The sequence below is a fragment of the Arthrobacter sp. 10T425 genome (assembly GCF_056393985.1).
Genome location: NZ_JBFTGZ010000016.1, coordinates 100389 through 117663, shown reverse-complemented (window position 1 = coordinate 117663; position 17275 = coordinate 100389). Strand labels below are relative to the sequence as shown.

At 67.4% G+C, this 17275-nt stretch carries 15 protein-coding genes; 6 read left to right on the top strand and 9 right to left on the bottom strand.

Annotated elements, in window-relative coordinates:
• On the top strand, positions 1-149 hold a 149-nt coding region (locus AC1DDH_RS17260), incomplete at its 5' end, for an integrase core domain-containing protein (RefSeq protein WP_476954908.1).
• Positions 150-228: 79 nt separating this feature from the next.
• On the opposite strand, the gene AC1DDH_RS17255 is transcribed toward AC1DDH_RS17260, so the two are convergent.
• The 7 genes from AC1DDH_RS17255 to AC1DDH_RS17225 all read right to left on the bottom strand — a co-directional run bounded on the left by AC1DDH_RS17255 (position 229) and on the right by AC1DDH_RS17225 (position 9548).
• Positions 229-681, bottom strand: coding sequence for a hypothetical protein (locus AC1DDH_RS17255; protein ID WP_476955923.1), 453 nt, complete (start codon positions 679-681; stop codon positions 229-231).
• 99 nt (positions 682-780) lie between these two features.
• Positions 781-2043: an aminotransferase-like domain-containing protein gene (locus AC1DDH_RS17250; RefSeq protein ID WP_476860078.1), complete on the bottom strand. Its 1263-nt coding sequence runs from the start codon at positions 2041-2043 to the stop codon at positions 781-783.
• Positions 2043-3329 carry a M20 family metallo-hydrolase gene (locus tag AC1DDH_RS17245; RefSeq protein WP_476860077.1) on the bottom strand — a complete coding sequence of 429 codons (1287 nt, stop codon included), beginning with the start codon at positions 3327-3329 and terminating at the stop codon, positions 2043-2045. The genes AC1DDH_RS17250 and AC1DDH_RS17245 overlap by 1 nt, the downstream gene beginning before the upstream one ends.
• 9 nt (positions 3330-3338) lie before the next feature.
• Positions 3339-5099, bottom strand: a complete 1761-nt coding sequence (locus tag AC1DDH_RS17240; RefSeq protein WP_476955921.1) for an amidohydrolase — start codon at positions 5097-5099, stop codon at positions 3339-3341.
• Between the two features lie 19 nt (positions 5100-5118).
• Positions 5119-6546 carry a gamma-aminobutyraldehyde dehydrogenase gene (locus AC1DDH_RS17235; protein WP_230008821.1) on the bottom strand — a complete coding sequence of 476 codons (1428 nt, stop codon included), beginning with the start codon at positions 6544-6546 and terminating at the stop codon, positions 5119-5121.
• A gap of 12 nt (positions 6547-6558) precedes the next feature.
• Complete coding sequence (locus tag AC1DDH_RS17230; protein WP_476955920.1) at positions 6559-8214, bottom strand: thiamine pyrophosphate-dependent enzyme; 1656 nt, start codon at positions 8212-8214, stop codon at positions 6559-6561.
• Positions 8211-9548 carry an MFS transporter gene (locus AC1DDH_RS17225; RefSeq protein WP_476857846.1) on the bottom strand — a complete coding sequence of 446 codons (1338 nt, stop codon included), beginning with the start codon at positions 9546-9548 and terminating at the stop codon, positions 8211-8213. Before AC1DDH_RS17225 ends, AC1DDH_RS17230 begins: the two co-directional genes overlap by 4 nt.
• Before the next feature lie 153 nt (positions 9549-9701).
• Here AC1DDH_RS17225 and AC1DDH_RS17220 point away from each other — a divergent pair, with 153 nt between their 5' ends.
• The 5 genes from AC1DDH_RS17220 (at position 9702) to tgt (ending at position 14797) form a co-directional block, all read left to right on the top strand.
• Positions 9702-10895 carry a PucR family transcriptional regulator gene (locus tag AC1DDH_RS17220; RefSeq protein WP_476955919.1) on the top strand — a complete coding sequence of 398 codons (1194 nt, stop codon included), beginning with the start codon at positions 9702-9704 and terminating at the stop codon, positions 10893-10895.
• Between the two features lie 35 nt (positions 10896-10930).
• Positions 10931-11470 (top strand): NUDIX hydrolase family protein, encoded by a 540-nt coding sequence (locus AC1DDH_RS17215; protein WP_079551800.1) that lies wholly within the window; start codon positions 10931-10933, stop codon positions 11468-11470.
• A 119-nt stretch (positions 11471-11589) separates the two neighbouring features.
• Positions 11590-12687, top strand: a complete 1098-nt coding sequence (locus AC1DDH_RS17210) for a DUF6707 family protein (protein ID WP_476955918.1) — start codon at positions 11590-11592, stop codon at positions 12685-12687.
• A 52-nt stretch (positions 12688-12739) separates the two neighbouring features.
• Positions 12740-13465 carry an SRPBCC family protein gene (locus AC1DDH_RS17205; protein WP_476857844.1) on the top strand — a complete coding sequence of 242 codons (726 nt, stop codon included), beginning with the start codon at positions 12740-12742 and terminating at the stop codon, positions 13463-13465.
• A 33-nt stretch (positions 13466-13498) separates the two neighbouring features.
• Positions 13499-14797, top strand: coding sequence for a tRNA guanosine(34) transglycosylase Tgt (tgt, locus tag AC1DDH_RS17200; RefSeq protein ID WP_476871017.1), 1299 nt, complete (start codon positions 13499-13501; stop codon positions 14795-14797).
• Positions 14798-14961: 164 nt separating this feature from the next.
• On the opposite strand, the gene AC1DDH_RS17195 is transcribed toward tgt, so the two are convergent.
• Positions 14962-15981, bottom strand: a complete 1020-nt coding sequence (locus AC1DDH_RS17195) for a sugar phosphate isomerase/epimerase family protein (RefSeq protein ID WP_476955917.1) — start codon at positions 15979-15981, stop codon at positions 14962-14964.
• A complete protein-coding gene (locus AC1DDH_RS17190; protein WP_476955916.1) occupies positions 15978-17156 on the bottom strand; it encodes a Gfo/Idh/MocA family protein in 1179 nt (392 codons plus the stop codon). Before AC1DDH_RS17190 ends, AC1DDH_RS17195 begins: the two co-directional genes overlap by 4 nt.
• Positions 17157-17275 lie beyond the last annotated feature (119 nt).

Sequence of the window (17275 nt, the reverse complement as noted above, 5' to 3'; positions counted from 1 at the left end):
CCTTCAAGCGCTTCTACGCCACGGAATCAGCCCGCAGAAACGCCCTCCCGGCATGGCTGCACCACTACAATCACCATAGGCCCCACACCGCAATCGGAGGCCAGCCGCCCATCAGCCGCTTAACCAACCTCCCTGGGCAGTACACCTAGGGGGCACCAGCCGCGAGGCAAAAGCAAGGGGCGGGTCCGGGCCAGGGCGGTTTCTAGGGGTCCTTGCAACACCTGCTGGTTAGGTGGTTAGTAGTAAATCACGCAGACGCTCGGCTGGGGTATCCCAGCCGAGCGTTTTACGTGGGCGGCCGTTGAGCTCCTGGGCGACGTGTTCGAGGTCTTCCGGCCCGTAGCTTTTCAGCCCGGCTTTACGCACCCAGCCGGCGCACGTGTCGGGGTTCAAGCCGAGCTCCCTGGCTGCCTTCCGCGTGCTCTTGAGCCGGTCGAACACGAGGAAGAACTCGTCCTTCTGCTCACGCGTGTATTTCCTCTGGCCAGCCTTCCGGTTCCGCGAGGCGCGCTCGGTCGGTCGCGCATTATGGTCCCACTGGTAACAGGTCATCTGATTGAATCCGAGATCCCGTGCGGCCGCGCTCACACTCCCAAGCCGGTCCAGAACAGCAAAGAACTGATCCTTCTGCTCCGGCGTGCATTTCCTCCGGGCGGCAGATTCTTTCTTTAAAGACGACACGGTCGTTGCAACTCCCAAAAATTCTGGGTGTTGCAACGACCGCTAGAACCGCCCAGAAGCCCGGACCCGCCCTTTGCTTTATTTGTTAGGTCTTGCGCCTCAGGAGGCCGCGATCACCGGCGCCAAGCGGCCTATGCCCTCCGCGATGAGCTCCGGGGTCAGTGCGCTGAACGCCAGGCGGAGCTGGTTGGTACGCTCATTCAGCGGCATGAAGGGAGCTCCGTGGAAGGCCACCACGCCAGCGCTTGCGGCCCGGTGGACCAGCGCATGAGTGTCCACAGCGGGATCGAGAGTCAGCCATGTGAAGAAACCACCTTCTGGCCGGGTCCAGGTGATCCCTGCCGGCATCTGGTTTTCTAGGGCGGCCAGAATGGCGTCCCGGCGCTGCCGGTAGATGCCTCGGGACACGTCGAGCTGACCCTCCCAGTCAAAGTCCCGCAGGTACGCAGAGGTCAACATCTGGTTGAACGCCGGCGGGCACAGGGTGCTGGAGCCGCCCGCGATGAGGAATCGTTGCTTCAAATGTCGCGGGATCAGGGCCCACCCCAGCCGCAGGCCGGGGGCGAAGATCTTCGAAAATGAGCTCAGATACAGGACATCCAGCGGATTCCCGGCGCGCAGGGGAGGAAGCAACCCGCCCTCATAGCGCAGGAGGCCGTAGGGGTTGTCCTCCACCACCAGAATGTTGGCCTCCTGGCAGATGTCCACGATGCGCTGCCGCCTGTGGCTGGCCAGGGTCACACCCGTGGGGTTGTTGAAGTTCGGAATGGTGTAGAGGAATTTGATCCTGTAGCCGTCCGCCCGCAACTCGGAAATTCGACGTTCCAGGAGCTCTGGGATGAGGCCGTCCGCGTCCGTCGCTGCCGGATGGACTTTGACCTGGTAGGTGGCAAAGGTTCCCAGTGCTCCCATGTAGGTGGCGTCGTCCGTCAGGACGGTGTCGCCGGGGTCGCAGAGGATCTTCGTGATGGTGTCGAGTCCGGACTGGGAGCCGACGGTGACGGCGACGTCCTCCGGGTCCGCGTCGCAAATGCCTTCAAGCGACATCACGGCGCAGATCTGCCGGCGGAGCTCCTCGGTTCCCTGGCCGCCGCCATACTGCAGCGCCCGCGAGCCCTGGCCGGACAGGATTCGGGCGGCGCTACGGCCCAGCAGATCCAGTGGCAAAGAGTCCACGTCGGGGTTGCCACCGGCCAGGGATATCGTGCCCGGCCGCGCGGCCAGTGCGAAGATATCCCCGACCTCTGTCGAGGTGCTGTTTGCTGAGCGCAGGGCCCACAGGCTTTCGTGCCGGGCCCGGGTTGCGTCCGCCTTCAGCGCCGCGGGCTCAACGACGCCGGCCTCCAGGACGCCGGGTTCCATCAGGCACTGACCGGTGCCGCGGCGTCGTCCGCCAGGTCGCCGTTGCAGAGCCGGTTGACGACTTCGGTGAGCATCGTCAACCCTGCCACGATGTCCTCATCCGTGGTGTATTCGTGCTCGTTGTGGGAGATCCCGTCCACGCTGGGCACGAACAGCATCACCGTCGGGACAAGGTCCTTCATGTTGGTCGAATCGTGCCCGGCCAAGGTCATGACCGGCTTGTTCGCCAGGCCCAGGTCCGCCGCCACCTTGGCCGCGAGTTCAACGCCCTCTGGCTGGTAGGGGGTCACGGGCCACGTGTGGGAGTGGTTGCGCTCCACCGTGACGTTCGCCAGCTTCTCGATCCCGGCGATCCGCTTGTCCAGCAGGGCGTCCGCCTCGGCAAGGACAGCTTCGTCGGCGCTGCGCAGGTCCAGCAGCAGGCTCACCCGGGACGGCACCACCACGGGCGAGTTGGGGTAGACATTCAGCTGCCCGACGGACGTGTGCAGCATGCCGGGGTAGGTGTCGGCGAGTTCCCGGGCGGCGACCACCATCATGGACGCGCCCAGCAGCGCGTCCTTCCGGTCGGCAATCACGGTGGACCCGGTGTGGGCCTGCTCGCCGTGGACCACGAACTCGTATTTGTTGGCCGCCCAGTTGGAGTTCACCAGCCCGATGGTGATGCCTTCGCGTTCCATGCTCCGGCCCTGCTCAATGTGGATCTCGGCGCAGTACGCGGCTTCGGGGCCCTCATAGCTGCCGCGGCAGCCGATCGCGTCCAGGGCCTCGCGGACCGAGACTCCGGCCGCGTCCGTGGTGGCCAGCGCGGTCTCGAGTTCGAGCTTTCCGGTGTAGACGGAGGAGCCCATCATGGACGGCTTGAAGCGGGAGCCCTCCTCGTTGAACCAGTTGACCACCGCGATGTTGAACCGGGGCTGCCCGGCTGCTCCGGCCGCGGCCCACTGCTCCACGAGCCGGAAGGCCGCGTGGGTTGCGGCGAGCACGCCGTACGCGCCGTCGTAGCGACCCGCCGTCGGCTGGGAATCCATGTGGGATCCCACCACCACGAAGGGGGCACCCGGCACGGCCTCATAGAGGCCCCACTGGTTGCCGACCCGGTCGAACCGTACGGTGAAGCCCTTGGCCTCCAGCAGGCCCGTAAGCCATTGCCGCTGCTGGCCGTCCGGCACGCTGGCCGCCTGCCGGTCCACGCCGCCGTTCTCGGTCGCGCCGAATTCACTCATGTTGTGGAAGTCCCGCACGAACGCGGCGTCGCGGGTGCTGAAAGTGGTCTCAGTAGTCACGGTGTTCCCCTATGAACGATTGGTAGCTGCGCTGAAGAATGGACCGGTTGCGGCCGAATCGGCCGCAACCGGGAATGTGAGGCCGGGGGTCCGGAACGTAAAGCTCCCCCCGACGGCGGTTGCCAGCACCTCGAGGTCGGCGATGCTGCCCGCGGTGAGCGGGGACCCGGACAGGACGGTGAAGTCGGCCAGCTTCCCGGTGGTCAGTGAGCCTTTGATGCCGGACGTGCCCGTGGCTACTGCGGCTCCGGTGGTGTACGCCGCCAGGGCTTGGAACGGGCTCAGCCGCTCGTCCGGGTTCCCGAAAACGGCCCCGGAGGCGGTGCCCCGGTCCACGAAGGCCTGCATTCCGCGGAGCACGTTGCCGTCGGCCACGGGGCGGTCGGAGCTGCCGGCGAGCGTCACCCCCGCGGCAAGGAACGACGCGGCCCTGTAGGCCCAGCCGAGCCGTTCCGGGCCGAGCGAAAGCGTCATGCCGTCCCCGCCGTCGAAGAAGAAGCTGGCCTGCGGGGTGACGGCGATGCCGGCGGCGGCCAGCCGCGGGAGCTGCTCGGGCCGGGTCATCGAGGCGTGTTCGATCCTGTTGGGCACGGCCCGGGGGCCGTATTTGGCGGCGCAGCCGGTGATGATGTCGATCGCGAGGTCAACGGCGCGGTCGCCGATGGCGTGCGCCGCGATCGACCAGCCGGCCGCGTAGGCGGCCTCGATCTTTGCCCGCAGCGCCTCCGGTTCGGCCTGGAAGTAGCCGGTGTTGCCGGTGTTGTCCGTCCCGCCGTGGCTGCAGTAGTCATGGCTGACCGCGGCCGTTTCGCCGAGCAGTGACCCGTCCAGGAACACCTTCGCCGGGCCCAGGGACAGGAAGTCGCCGCCGAAGCCGCTGGCGATGCCCAGGTCCAGTCCGGCCGGCGTGGTGCCCGGCGGGTGCTGCCCACCGAGCGGGTGAAGCACATCGAGGACGGGCATCAGCTGCGCCCGGGCGTGGAGCCTGCCCGCGGCTGCCGCCCGCTGGTAGGCGGCCAGCTCCACGGGGCTGTGGCCGATCCAGCCGCCGCCGATCCCGGCCTCGGTGAAGCTCGTGATGCCCTCCGCGGCGTAGTAGGTGGTAGCCCGGTCCAGTGCGGCTTCGATCGCCTCGGACGAGTACGGCAGGATGAGCTGCTGGATCAGCTGCTGCGCGGTTTCCTGGACCAGCCCGGTGGGGCGGCCGTCGGCGTCGCGGACAATGACGCCGCCGTCGGGGTCCGGAAACGACGCCGGTTCGGCGCCGGCCAGCCGGAGGGCGGCCGTGTTGACGACGGCCATGTGCCCGGAGTTGTGCCGCATGAACAGCGGCCGGTTTCCCGTGATCCGGTCCAAAACGGTGATGTCCGGGAACTCGCCGCCGTGCTGCTGCTGGCTGAAGCCGGTGGCCAGCAGCCAGTCCGGCGCCGGTCCGGTCCCAGGGTCCGTCTCTGGCCCTGCCTCAGGCTGCCCGCTGTCTGCCGCCATGCCGGCCTCCAGCAGGGCGTAGAGCTGGTGCAGGCCGCGCGCGGCGGAGACGTCCAGTTCGCCCAGGCCGAGCCCGAACCAGGTGGTGTGGCAGTGGGCGTCGATGAAGCCGGGGGTCACGGTGGCGCCGCCGAGGTCCAGGACTTCGGCCGCGTCCAGGCCGGCCAGGTCGTCGTCGAGGCCCACAATCCGGCCCTGCCAGACTCCCAGCGAGGTGGCATGCGGGCGGCGCTCATCCATGGTGATGATGTCCGCGTTGCGCAGCAGCAGATCGAGTTTCAAGGGTTACCTACGCGGTTCTTTAGCGGTGGGAGGTGGTGACTGACTTGATGCGGGTGTAGTCCTCCAGGCCAAAGACGGAGAGGTCCTTGCCGGTCCCGGAGTGCTTGAAACCGCCGTGCGGCGCCTCGGCGGGGATCACCTGGTGGCAGTTGATCCAGACGGCGCCGAAGTCCAGCTCATTGGAGACCCGCGTGACCACTCCGTGGTTGTTGGACCAGACGCTGGAGGCCAGCGCGTACTTGGTCCCGTTGGCCAGCTCCAAGGCTTCGGCCTCGTCCCGGAAGGGCTGGATGGTGACGACGGGTCCAAAGATTTCCTCGCAGACCACCTCGTCGGCCTGGAACACCCCGTCGATCACGGTGGGTTCGAAGTGGAAGCCGGCGCCCGTCCGCTTGCCGCCGGCCAGGACCCTGGCGTTCGCGGGCAGCCGGGACATGAAGCCTTCCACCTGGTCCAGCTGGGCGGCGCTGTTCAGCGGGCCCAGGTCCGCGGCGTCGCCGCCCACCTGCAGCGCTGCGGCTGCCGCGGCGAGCGCGGCACCGAACTCCTGGTGGATGGAGTCCTCGACGAGCACACGGGTCACGGCGGTGCAGTCCTGCCCGGCGTTGAAGAACGCACCGAGCGCGATCTCCCTGGCCGCCACGTCAATGTCGGTGTCGGCGAAAACGATCGCCGGTGCCTTGCCGCCGAGTTCCAGGTGGACGTCCTTGAGGGTCTTCGACGCCGCGGACATCACCTGAGCCCCGGCCCGGGTGGAGCCGGTGATGGATACCATTTCCGGGATCTCGTGATCCACCATGGCGGCACCGGTCCCCCGGCCGCCGCAGATGACGTTGACGACGCCGGCGGGGTAGGCCTCCTGCGCCAGTTCGCCCAGCACCAGGGTGGACCAGGGCGTGGTGTCGGCCGGTTTCAGGACCAGCGTGTTGCCGGCGGCGAGCGCCGGTCCGATCTTCCAGATGGCCATCATGAACGGGTAGTTCCATGGGGTGATCTGGGCGACCACGCCGAGGGGTTCACGCCGGACGGTGGAGGAAAAGCCGCGGACGTATTCGGTCTGGGCCGTCCCGGACACCACGCGGCAGGCGCCGGCGAAGAAGCGCAGCTGGTCGGCGCCGCGGAGGATCTCGATCTCGCGGGTGATCTGGCGCGGCTTGCCGGTGCAGGCTACCTCGGCGTCCAGGAGCCTGTCGACGTTGGCCTCGATGAGGTCGGCGAGTTTGAGCATCATGGCCTGGCGTTCGGCCGGGGTGGTCCGCTTGTAGCTCTGGAAGGCGGTGTGGGCGGCCTGGAAGGCGCGGTCCACGGTGGCGGCGTCGCTGTCCGGGGCGGTGCCGAGCTGGACTCCGGTGGCGGGGTCGAAGAACGGCAGGGTGGCCGCGTCCGAACCGTCGGCGGCGCTGCCGGGGACGGTCTCACCATTGATGATGTTGTGCAGGGTGATCATGACGGGCTCCGGTCAGTTGCTGGCGGTCTTGGGTGAGCGGGTGGTGGGGTCCTGCGGGAGGTGCAGGACTGCCGGCAGCCCGGATTCGACGGCACGGCGGAAAGCGGCGCCGAAGTCCTCTGCCTTCTCGACCCGTTCGCCGTAGCCGCCGTAGGACCGGGCCAGTGCGGCGAAGTCCGGGTTGGTCATGTGCGTGCCCGAGGGCCGGCCCGGGTAGTGGCCTTCCTGGTGCTCACGGATCGTGGCGAAGATGCCGTTGTCCACCACGAGGGCGATGAACTTCCCGCCGTGGCCCATGGCCGTGGCCATTTCCTGGCCGTTCATCATGAAGCAGCCGTCACCGGCCACGGAAATCACCTGGCGGCCGGGGTAGGCCAGGGAGGCAGCCACCGCCGCCGGGATCCCCATGCCCATGGCCCCGTTGCGGGGTGCGGCGAGGGAGTTCGCGGTGTTGTGCTTCAGGTAGCGGGCCGGCCACAGCGAGTGGTTCCCGGCCCCGTACGTGATGACGGCGTCGTCGTCCATTTCCTGCTTGAGGATTTCCATGACGACGTCGAGGTCCACATATTCCGAGTCCACTCCGTTCCCGCTGTCCGGCTGCGCGGTGGAGAACTTCTCGTAGTCGGCGCGGGCCCCGGCCAGCCAGCCGGCCTCGGGATCCGCCGCGGAATCCGTGGCGGCGAGTGCGGTGGCGAAGGACGAGACGTGGGCCGGAATGTGCTGGTCCAGCCGGCCGAAGTGACCCAGCAGATCGGCGCCGGGGTGGACGACGACGGTGACGGCATCCAGTCCGCGCTTGTAGCCGTCGGAGAGCACGTCGGCGCGGACGCAGCCGACGAAGACCAGCAGGTCGGCCTCGTCGAGGCGGCGGGCGTTGGCGTCGCTGCGGGCGTAGCCGAGGTAGCCGGCGTAGGCGTCGCTGTTGTGCGGGACGGCGTCGTAGGCGCGGAAGTCTGCGAGCACCGGGACGCCGTGGCGTGCGGCCCAGCCGGCCAGCGCGTCGGAGGATTCCTGGTTCCAGCCTTCGCCGCCCACCACGATCAGGGGCTTCTTGGCCGCGGCCAGCTTTGCCTCCAGGCCGGCGAGGTCTGCCGCTGAAGGTTCGGACCGGGCGACAGTGCGGGGTTCCACTGTGCACGATTTCGCTGGGCCCGATTCAATGGCGTGGACCAGCACGTCTTCGGGGAGGCCGATCACCACGGGACCCGGCCGGCCGCTGAGGGCCGTGAAGATGGCGTCGTCCACAACGCGGGCGGCGGAGGCGGCGTCGTCGAGCGTCACGACCTTCTTGGCGGTGCTGCCGAACCAGGCGTTGATGTCGAATTCCTGGAACGACTCCCGGCCGCGGTCCGCGACCGGGATGAGGCCCACGAACAGGATCATCGGTGTGGCGTCCTGGTGCGCGGTGTGGATGGCGATGAAGGCGTTGGCTGCACCGGGGCCACGGGTCACCATGGCCACGCCCGGAAGCTCCGTGAGCCGGCCTTCGGCGAGGGCCATGAACCCGGCGCCGCCTTCGTGGCGGGTCACCACGGTTTCAATGGAGGATCCGTGCAGGCCGTCCAGCACATCCAGGAAACTCTCCCCGGGAACACCGTAGACGCGCTGGATACCGGCTCGTTCCAGCTGGGCAACAATCAGGTGCCCGGCGGTGGTTGTTGTACTCAATGCTTCATTCCCTTTTCTTCGATACTCAGTGCGGGGAGGAAAATGCCGGACAGCGCGGTCAATACGGACACCACCAGCAAGATGATGGCGCCGGGCCAGAACGAGTTGCCATTGGCGGCCACGAGGGCGGTGGCGATCAGCGGCACGAAGCCGGAGATGACGCCGGCGCTGTTGGAGGTGATGGCGACGCCGGTGTACCGGACCTTTGTGGCGAAGAGTGCGGTCAGGGCCGTTCCGGACACCGCGTAAGGGATGGACAGGGTACACACGCCGATGATCATGGCGATGATGACCAGGGCGGGGTTGGCGGTGTCGATGGCCAGGAAGACCGGCACGGCGATGACGGCGGAGGCGATGCCGCCCCAGAGGATGACCTTGCTGGCGCCGTATTTCTCGCCCATGCGGCCGGCCCAGATCAGGGCGAAGATTTCGAAGACGGCCGCGAGGAGCGAGCCGAGAAGCAAGGTTTCGTAGGGCATCTTGAGCACCTTGGTGCCGTAGAAGACTACGAAGCTGGTGATGAGGTAGAAGCCGCCGATGCCCAGCAGCGCCGAGCACATGCCCACCAGGATCTGGCGCCAGCTCTTCGTCAGGACGCCGCGGATGGGGGCGTGCTCGGTCTCGCCGGACTCCATGAGGGCTTCGAATTCCGGGGACTCGCTGAGTTTGCTGCGGATCCACATCGAGATGGCCAGCAGCGGGATCGCCGCGATGAACGGGATGCGCCAGCCCCAGGCATCGAAGTTGGCTTGGCCCACCAGGTAGAGCATTCCGAAGAAGCCGCCGGAGGACAGGATGGTGCCGATAGGCGAGCCGAGCTGCGGGAGGGCAGCGTAGCGGGCGCGCTTGGCAACCGGGGCGTTTTCGACTGCGATGATCACCGCGCCGCTCCACTCGCCGCCGACGGCGAGGCCCTGCAGGATGCGCAGGGCAACCAGCAGGATGGGGGCCGCGACGCCGATCGTCATGTAGTTCGGGAGCAGGCCGATGAGCCCGGTCACGAGGCCGATGCCCACGATGGTGACCATCAGGATCTTCTTGCGCCCCACCTTGTCCCCCAGGGCCCCGAAGATGAAGCCGCCGATCGGGCGGGCCACGAAGCCCACGGCCAGGGTGGCGAAGGAGCTCATGGCCGAGACGAAGGGGTCCTGGGACACGAAGTACTGGGCGTTGAACACGAGCGCCGCGGCGGTGGTGAACAGGAAGAAGTCGTACCACTCCAGCGCTGTGCCGACGAGGGCCGCGAGGGCGACTTTCTTGGCCACGCTCTCATCGACAACCCCGGGCAACTGCGGGCCGGCGGTGGTAGTGGCGTTGCTTGCGCTGCTTGCCATGATTACTCCAAATAATGCGGAAGGGATGGAACCGGCCGATAAGGCCGACGGGGTGTGACTGCGCTCACCCGATTTCTCTTGTCCCATTCTGCCAGTACATTTCGTCCAAAAAACTAGCAGTGCATCACGCATTTCCATGCCTAAAATGTGTGAATGCACAATTTTCATTCGCCGGGCGATTCCCTGCGCTGGGCCGAACTGGTGGAGCTGCTCCACGGGCGGCTGGACACGCTGGCCGAAACATTTACGGCGAGGGTCCGTGACATCCCCGAGTATGCCGAAAAACAGGTGGGCTCCGGGGATCTCGAAGTGACTGCGCGCGAAACATTCAGGCGTTTGGTGGACGGGCTGCGCGGACAGGAACTCCGGCAGCAGTCCCCCCTTGGTCCGGCCATGGAGTCGCTCCTCGAATTTGCTGCCGATCTGGGCGCCAAACGCGCCCGGGCCGGCATCCCGCCGGAGGCGCTCATCTCGGCCGTCCGGCTGGACTTCAGCATCATCTGGGAAGGCCTGCTGCAGATCGCCGATGCCGAGGACGCCGCGCTGCTGGCATCCAGTGTGGACAGGGTCTGGCGCGTCGTGGACCAATTCGCCACGCGGACCCACACGAGCTATCTGACCGAACGCGTGCGGATGGCCCAGGAGGAGTCCAGCATCCGCCGCGAATTCATTGCCCGGCTGTTCAACCAGGCTAGCCCCACCGCGGAGACCGTCAGCCAGGTCGCTGCCGCCCTCGGCGTGGACTCGACCGCCCGCTTCGGACTCGTGGCGGCCAGTGGCGACGCCGCAGTGAGTCTCCGAACGGCCGCGACCAGCCTGGGCTCCGGGCAACAGACACGCAGCCGGCTCTTCGTCCACGAATTCGGCGGGAACACCTACGCGTTCTGGCCGCTCCCGCCATACCGGGACGGCGCCCGGCACTCTGTCCCCGCCGCGTTGACCGACATCCCATGCGGTTATGTTCCGGGCGTCGCCGGGCTGCGGGCGCTGCCCGCGGCCGCCCGCACGGCCGGAAGCCTCGCCTCCCTGCTGCGGCCTTCCGATTCCGGGCCCCTGTCGGCGGAGGCCGCCTGGGCCCGGCTGGCCAAGCAGCAAATGCTCGACGTCGGCCTGGACCTCCTGGCTGACCTTGAGACCGGCCTGTCCGGGTGCCGCGGCGGCGAACGGGAGCGGCTGAAAGAAACCGTCCAGCATTACTTGGAAACAGGGAGCATTACGGCGACAGCGCAGCAGCTCTTCTGCCACCGCAACACCATCCTCAACCGGATCAGCCGCTTTCAGGATCTGACAGGCGTGGACCTGGCGGTCCCGGCGCAGACGGCCCGGCTCGTCGTCGCTTGGGCGTGACGCCCGGCGGGTCAGGGATGGGGTAGAACTTAACCATGAATGTGCGCACCCCTGACCCGAATCCCGGCTGGCTCTCCGACGACGACCTGTTCGAAGCGCGGGGCAGGCTGCCGATGGTCTACGTCGAGGCCGTTCCGGTCCGGCTGGACCCCCTCGGGTTCGTGAACGAGGTCGGCACCCTCCTGCAGGCCGACGAGGACGGCACCATGGTCCGGTCCCTGGTGTCCGGCCGCGTTCTCTACCGCGAGACCATCCGCGCCGCCCTGCTCCGCCACATGGAGAAGGACCTGGGCCCCCTCGCCTTCCCGCAGCTTCCGGTCAGCCCGGTGCCGTTCACCGTGGCCGAGTACTTCCCGTCCCCGTCCCATACCGGCTTCACGGACGACCGCCAGCACGCCGTTGCCCTCGCGTACATCATTCCTGTGACCGGCGAATGCTCCCCGCGGCAGGACGCCCTTGAGCTGACCTGGATGACCCCGCAGGAGGTCATGGGCACGGACGTGCAGCTCGAATTCAGCGGCGGCCGGGGGGCCCTGATCCGGCAGGCACTGGCGTTCGCGGGAGTCGGCAACTAGCCGCTTCGCTGGGGCCCGGCGCCGGCCGGGACTCTCGGGGGCTACCCTGCGTCCCCGACTTCGTGCGGCCGATTTTGTAGACTGTTGGGCGGACCGCAAGAGAACTTTAAGGACTCCCGATGACCCACCCCCCAGCCTCCCGGAACTACAGTGAACAGCAGGCTGGATCTCTGCGGGCCGGTGACCACCTGATTCTGCCCGACGGAAACCGCTCCGCCGAGATCCATCGCGTGGATGTCGAAACCGACGATTTTGGGACTCCCGCCATGGTGTTGACGACCCTCAGCGGCGGCGGTGTGCTGCGGATCGCGGCGGGATCACTGGTCCGCGTCACGGACGACTCCGGGGCCGGCACCCCCGTGTCCGACGGCGGCGCGCCCGGCACGCCAACTCCTTCCGATGGCGGCGCCCCTGCGCCGGAAGAGGCTGAGCCGGTCGCACCCGGGCCCGACGCTGCCGGGTCCGACACACAGGGGCCCGACACACCTGGGCCCGACGCAGCTGAATCCGACGCTGCCGGGCCCGACAATACGGCGGCAGCCGCCGTCGTCGTTCCTCCCCAGCCTGTTGCGCCGCCCGCGGTGAGCGGACCCAGCGAAGCGGACCTGGCACTCATCCCGGCCCCCGACGGCACGCCGGAGTCTGTCGTGGAGGCCGCGGCCGAGGACCATCCGGGCGCCGTCGGTGTCCTCCTGCTCAGTGAACGGCTCGCCAAGGGCATCAACACCAAGTCCGGGAGCTGCCTGAAGGATCTCAGCGACCTCGCGCACGAGCTCTTCGTCACCCTCAAGGACCCCGACAACGCCCTGGCGGTCGCGGACCTGCTCAACGTCCTGCCGTTCGACGGCAACCCCGACCGCTGGGCCTCCGTGGAGTCATCGCTGGCGCTCTCCAGCTACATCTGCCGCCAGCTGGGTCAGGACCAGCGCGCCGGGATCTACGAGAAACTGCTCCGCGCGCCGGAGGCCATGGAAACGGACCCGTTCAAGGCCAGGATCAACGCCAAGGTGCGCCAGCGCTCGCTCAACGAGCCCAACCTGTACGACAAGGAAATCTTCCGCTCGATCGACAACGCGAACCAGGATGCGGAACGCGACTGGCGCCTGCTGCGGCTCGAGGCGCTCCTGTTCCTGCGCGCGCACGGCGGCTCCGAAACAATTGGCACCGTTGAGCTGGAACGCCGGATCGCCAACGAGCTCGAATCGGTCCGCGCCTGAGGTCTAGCGTTGGGCCCTACCCGTGGCGGGCCCGGAGTTGTAGATTCACCCCATGACGAACAATCTGAGCGTTGTGATCAATTCCGACGCGCAGCAAGTTTGGACCATGCTGCGCGAACCCGCCAAGATCGCCCAATGGCACGGCTGGGTGGCCGATGACCAAGAGGCCGAAATCAACGAAATCTACTTCGGCCCCAATGTGGTCGAAGGCGCCGACCACACCTCCCTGGTGGTCGACGGCGGCGACGTTTTCACCTTGAAACCTGTCCCCACGGGCACGGAGGTCAGCGTCACCCGGGCGGCAATCGACCACAATTCCGAGTGGGCGGCCTGGGACGAGGACATCACCCAAGGCTGGCTGACATTCCTCCACCAGTTGCGCTTCGCCCTCGAACGGCACCCGCACGGCAAGCGCCGGACCTTCTTCTTCTCCGTTCCCGGCTCAGGCGGGTCCGCGATCGAAAGGCTGGGGCTGAGCGATGTCCCGGCGCCGGGGGACCCGTATTCGCTCACCCTGCCCACGGGCGAGGAAATCTCCGGCAAAGTGTGGTTCCGCAGCAACCACCAGGTGGGTCTGACCGTCCACAACTATGCCGAGCACGGGGACGGCCTGCTGATCGTGGCGGACCAGCCCGCCATCGCCGACGTCCGGCCCGACGGCGGATCCCTCGCAATCGTCTCCACGTACGACCTCGGGGCCCACCAGCTGGAGGCGGTCCGCGACTACTGGGACAAGTGGCGGGCTGAGAACTACCCCACATCGGATCCCGTCCACTGAGTCCAGAGCTGCGTTAGCTGGCACACTTGAACCGTGCCAGCCAATCCTGACTTCGAGTCTTCGTCCCCCGCGCCTGCCCGGCAGTCCGAGTTCTCCTTCCGCGTGGGCAAACGCCTGAGCGAGACGTGCCCGCCGTCGGCCGGGCAGGTTGCCGCCAACGGCGGTGAGTTCCTGGGCCGGACCGGCACCATAGCCACCCCGCACGGGGAGATCCAAACCCCGGCGTTCATCGCAGTCGGCACCAAGGCCACGGTCAAGTCCGTGCTGCCGGAATCCATTGCCGAACTCGGCGCGCAGGCGGTGCTGGCCAACGCCTACCACCTGTACCTGCAGCCGGGCGCGGACATCCTGGACGAGGCCGGCGGCCTGGGGGCGTTCATGAACTGGCGCGGTCCGACGTTCACCGATTCCGGCGGGTTCCAGGTGATGAGCCTGGGCTCCGGGTTCAAGAAGGTCATCGACATGAAATCGGTGGACCATTCGGGGCCGGACGACGCAGTCGCACCCGGCAAAGAACGCCTGGCCCACGTGGACGAGGAAGGCGTGTGGTTCAAGAGCCACCTCAACGGCGACCGGCACCGCTTCAGCCCCGAGATCTCCATGAACGTCCAGCACCAGATCGGCGCGGACATCATGTTCGCGTTCGACGAGCTCACCACGCTGCAGAACTCCCGCGGCTACCAGGAGGAGTCCCTGGAGCGGACCCGGCGCTGGGCCGAGCGGTGCATCACCGAGCACTTCCGGCTCACGGACGAGCGCGCCGGCAAGCCCTACCAGGCCCTGTTCGGGGTGATCCAGGGCGCCCAGTACGAGGACCTGCGCCGCAAGGCCTGCCGCGACCTCGGCGGCATGAACTTCGACGGCTTCGGGATCGGCGGGGCGCTGGAGAAAGAGAACCTCGGCACGATCGTGCGCTGGTGCAACGAGGAGCTGCCGGAGAACAAGCCGCGGCACCTGCTGGGCATCTCCGAACCGGACGACATCTTCACGGCCATTGAAAACGGCGCGGACACTTTCGACTGCGTCTCCCCCACCCGGGTGGCCCGCAACTCGGCGTTCTACCACCCCACCGGCCGGTACAACCTCTCCGGCGCGAAGTACAAACGCGACTTCGGCCCGCTGCAGGAGGGCTGCGACTGCTACGCCTGCCTGAACTATTCGCGGGCCTACATCCATCATCTGTTCAAGGCCAAGGAGATGGTCTCGGCCACCCTGATCTCGATCCACAACGAGCGCTTCGTGGTGAAGATGGTCGACGACGCCCGGCTCGCCATCGAGGCCGGCAACTTCTTCGAGTTCAAGGCCGAGACCCTGGCGAACTACTACTCCTAGGTCGCCCCGGCGTCGGTGCGGCCCCGGCGTCGGTGCGGCCCCGGCGTCGAGGTCGCCCCGGCGTCGAGGTCGCCGGAACCGTGCGAGATCGCCGGAAGTTTCCGGCGACCCCGCAGTGTTCCGGCGACTCGGCGGCAGAACTCGGGTGCCGGGCCGTCAGGTCATCAGTTGGTGAGGTGCAGCGACGCCGCGAGTGCCGAGTCGGCGTCCCGCAGGACCTTGGCCGCCACCTGGAGGCCCTCGATCCGGCCCAGGGAGACGTCCTCGTGCTCGATGTTGACCAGCATCTCCGGGTCCACCTCGTAGAGCGCGCGCAGGAACTCGGCCCAGTAGGCCGTGTCGTGCCCGCGGCCCAGGGCAACGAAGTCCCAGGCGGAGTCCTTGGGCCATTCGTTGGCCCACTCGTCGCCGCCGAGGTTGGTGCGGTTTTCGTCCGGGGAGAGTCGCCGGAAGCTGTTGTCGAGGACACCGTAGAGCGCTGCGTTGGCGGTATTGATGCGGACGTCCTTCGCCGCGGCCTGGAAGACCAGCGGGCCGAGTTCGCGGACCACCGCGACCGGATCCATCTGCTGCCAGAACAGGTGCGAGGCGTCCAGCTCGACGCCGACATGGGTCGCGCCTGTAAGCTCAATGAGCTTGTGGACATCGGCGGTGTTGAACACGATGTTCTGCGGGTGCAGCTCGAGGGCCACCTTCACGCCATGGTCGGCGGCCAGGCGGTCAGTTTCCTTCCAGAAGTCGGCCGCGATGCCCCATTGGTAGTCGAGCACGTCCAGGGCCGCCGAGTTCCAGGCGTTGACCACCCAGTTGACCGTGGTGGCCCCGGGTTCGCCGCCGGGCAGGCCGGACATGGTCACCACACGGTCCTGTCCCAGCCGCTGCGCCAGCCGGATGGAGCGGCGGATGTCCTCGGCATGCTTCCCGCCGATCTCACGTTTGGGGTGCAGCGGGTTGCCATTGCAGTTCAGGCCGGCAATCGAGACGCCGGTGCCCTCGAAAATCGCGAGGTAGTCATCGCGGGCCGCATCGCTTTCCAGGATCTGGTCCATGATGGGGACGTGGACGGCCGGCAGGAACCCGCCCGTGTTGATTTCGATGCCGGTCAGTCCGAGGTTGGCGATGACCTTGAGGGCCTCGGGAAGGGGCCGGTCGTGCAGGATTGCGTTGTAGACGCCGAGTTTCATAGCGTGATTTTCTTTCCGTTGTTGAGGGCGGATTCGGTGACTGCGCCGAGCAGCTCCATGTTGCGCACGCCCTCGTCGAACGTGGCGCAGCGGGGCAGGGAGTCCGCCCCGCTGAGGCCGGCGACCTCCTCGAGGAAGGCCCGGGCCTGGTAGCCGAAGGCGTCGTTCTGGCCGAAGCCGACGCTGGGCGCGTCCATGGCCAGCCCGCCGGCGATGTAGGGGTGTCCGGGGCCGAGGATCACCTGACGGTAGCCGTTTTCGTTGGCCGGGCCGTCGTTGAGGAACAGCTCGATCTCCGCGGGGCGGCGCTGGTCGAACCGGGCGGCGCCGTTCTCGCAGAAGACCTCGAAGATGAGGCTGTTCGCGTGCCCTGCGGCGACCCGGGAGACCTCGAAGCCGCCTGCACCGTTCTCGAATTCGGCGGAAAACACCGCGTAGTCGTCGTTCTCGACCGGCTCGAACGTGTCGCTGACCGCGGCGTGGTCGTGGCCCATGACGGCGCCCAGCGGCAGCGGGCGCTTGTCGATCACGGTGCTGAGGCGTCCGCCGCTGATGGACTTGATGTCGCCGCAGAGGAACTCAGCGACGTACGTCAGGTGGCTGCCGACGTCGGCCAGGGCCCCGGAGCCCGGGCCGCCCTTGTAGCGCCAGCTCATGGGCGCCGACGGGCTGAACCCGTAGTCGGTCCAGTAGCGGCCGCTGAAGTGCAGGACGTTTCCCAGCACGCCGGTGCGGATGAGGTTCCGGATGTAGGCGATGCCCGGCGTGCGGCGGAAGGTGAACCCGATGCGGGCAATCGAACTGGCACTGCGGGCCGCCTCGGCCATGGCGCGGGCGTCCTCGATTGAGTCGCTCAGCGGCTTCTCGCACAGCACATGCTTGCCGGCGGCCAGCAGGCCCTCCACGACTTCGCGGTGGAGGGAGTTCGCGATCACGACGCTCACGACGTCGATGTCATCGGCCTCGGCGATCGCCTGCCACGAGGTGTCGTGGCGTTCGTAGCCGAAACGCTTCGCGGCCAGGGAACCGAACTCGGCGTTGACGTCGCCGATGGAGACCAGCCCGATAGGAGGAAGAACCGGGCTGTAGAGCGCCGACGCCGTGCGGTACGCGGCCGCATGCGCTTTTCCTGCCATGCCGGCGCCGATTACGGCAACTCCCAAACTGTCAGCCATCGATTTCTCCTTTGAAATTCGGTCAGGCCGACGGCCCGACGGTAGAAATTGGAGCGCTACAAAATCTGGCGCTGAACAAAAGCGTAGCTATGTCCATATGTCCTGTCAATGGTTGACCG

Coding starts and splice junctions, on each gene's coding strand:
- AC1DDH_RS17250 (WP_476860078.1), bottom strand. CDS start 2,043: ATGGAACCCGGCGTCCTGGAGGCCGGCGTCGTTGAGCCCGCGGCGCTG.
- AC1DDH_RS17235 (WP_230008821.1), bottom strand. CDS start 6,546: ATGATCACCCTGCACAACATCATCAATGGTGAGACCGTCCCCGGCAGC.
- AC1DDH_RS17225 (WP_476857846.1), bottom strand. CDS start 9,548: ATGGCAAGCAGCGCAAGCAACGCCACTACCACCGCCGGCCCGCAGTTG.
- AC1DDH_RS17220 (WP_476955919.1), top strand. CDS start 9,702: ATGCACAATTTTCATTCGCCGGGCGATTCCCTGCGCTGGGCCGAACTG.
- AC1DDH_RS17215 (WP_079551800.1), top strand. CDS start 10,931: ATGAATGTGCGCACCCCTGACCCGAATCCCGGCTGGCTCTCCGACGAC.
- AC1DDH_RS17210 (WP_476955918.1), top strand. CDS start 11,590: ATGACCCACCCCCCAGCCTCCCGGAACTACAGTGAACAGCAGGCTGGA.
- AC1DDH_RS17205 (WP_476857844.1), top strand. CDS start 12,740: ATGACGAACAATCTGAGCGTTGTGATCAATTCCGACGCGCAGCAAGTT.
- AC1DDH_RS17195 (WP_476955917.1), bottom strand. CDS start 15,981: ATGAAACTCGGCGTCTACAACGCAATCCTGCACGACCGGCCCCTTCCC.
- AC1DDH_RS17190 (WP_476955916.1), bottom strand. CDS start 17,156: ATGGCTGACAGTTTGGGAGTTGCCGTAATCGGCGCCGGCATGGCAGGA.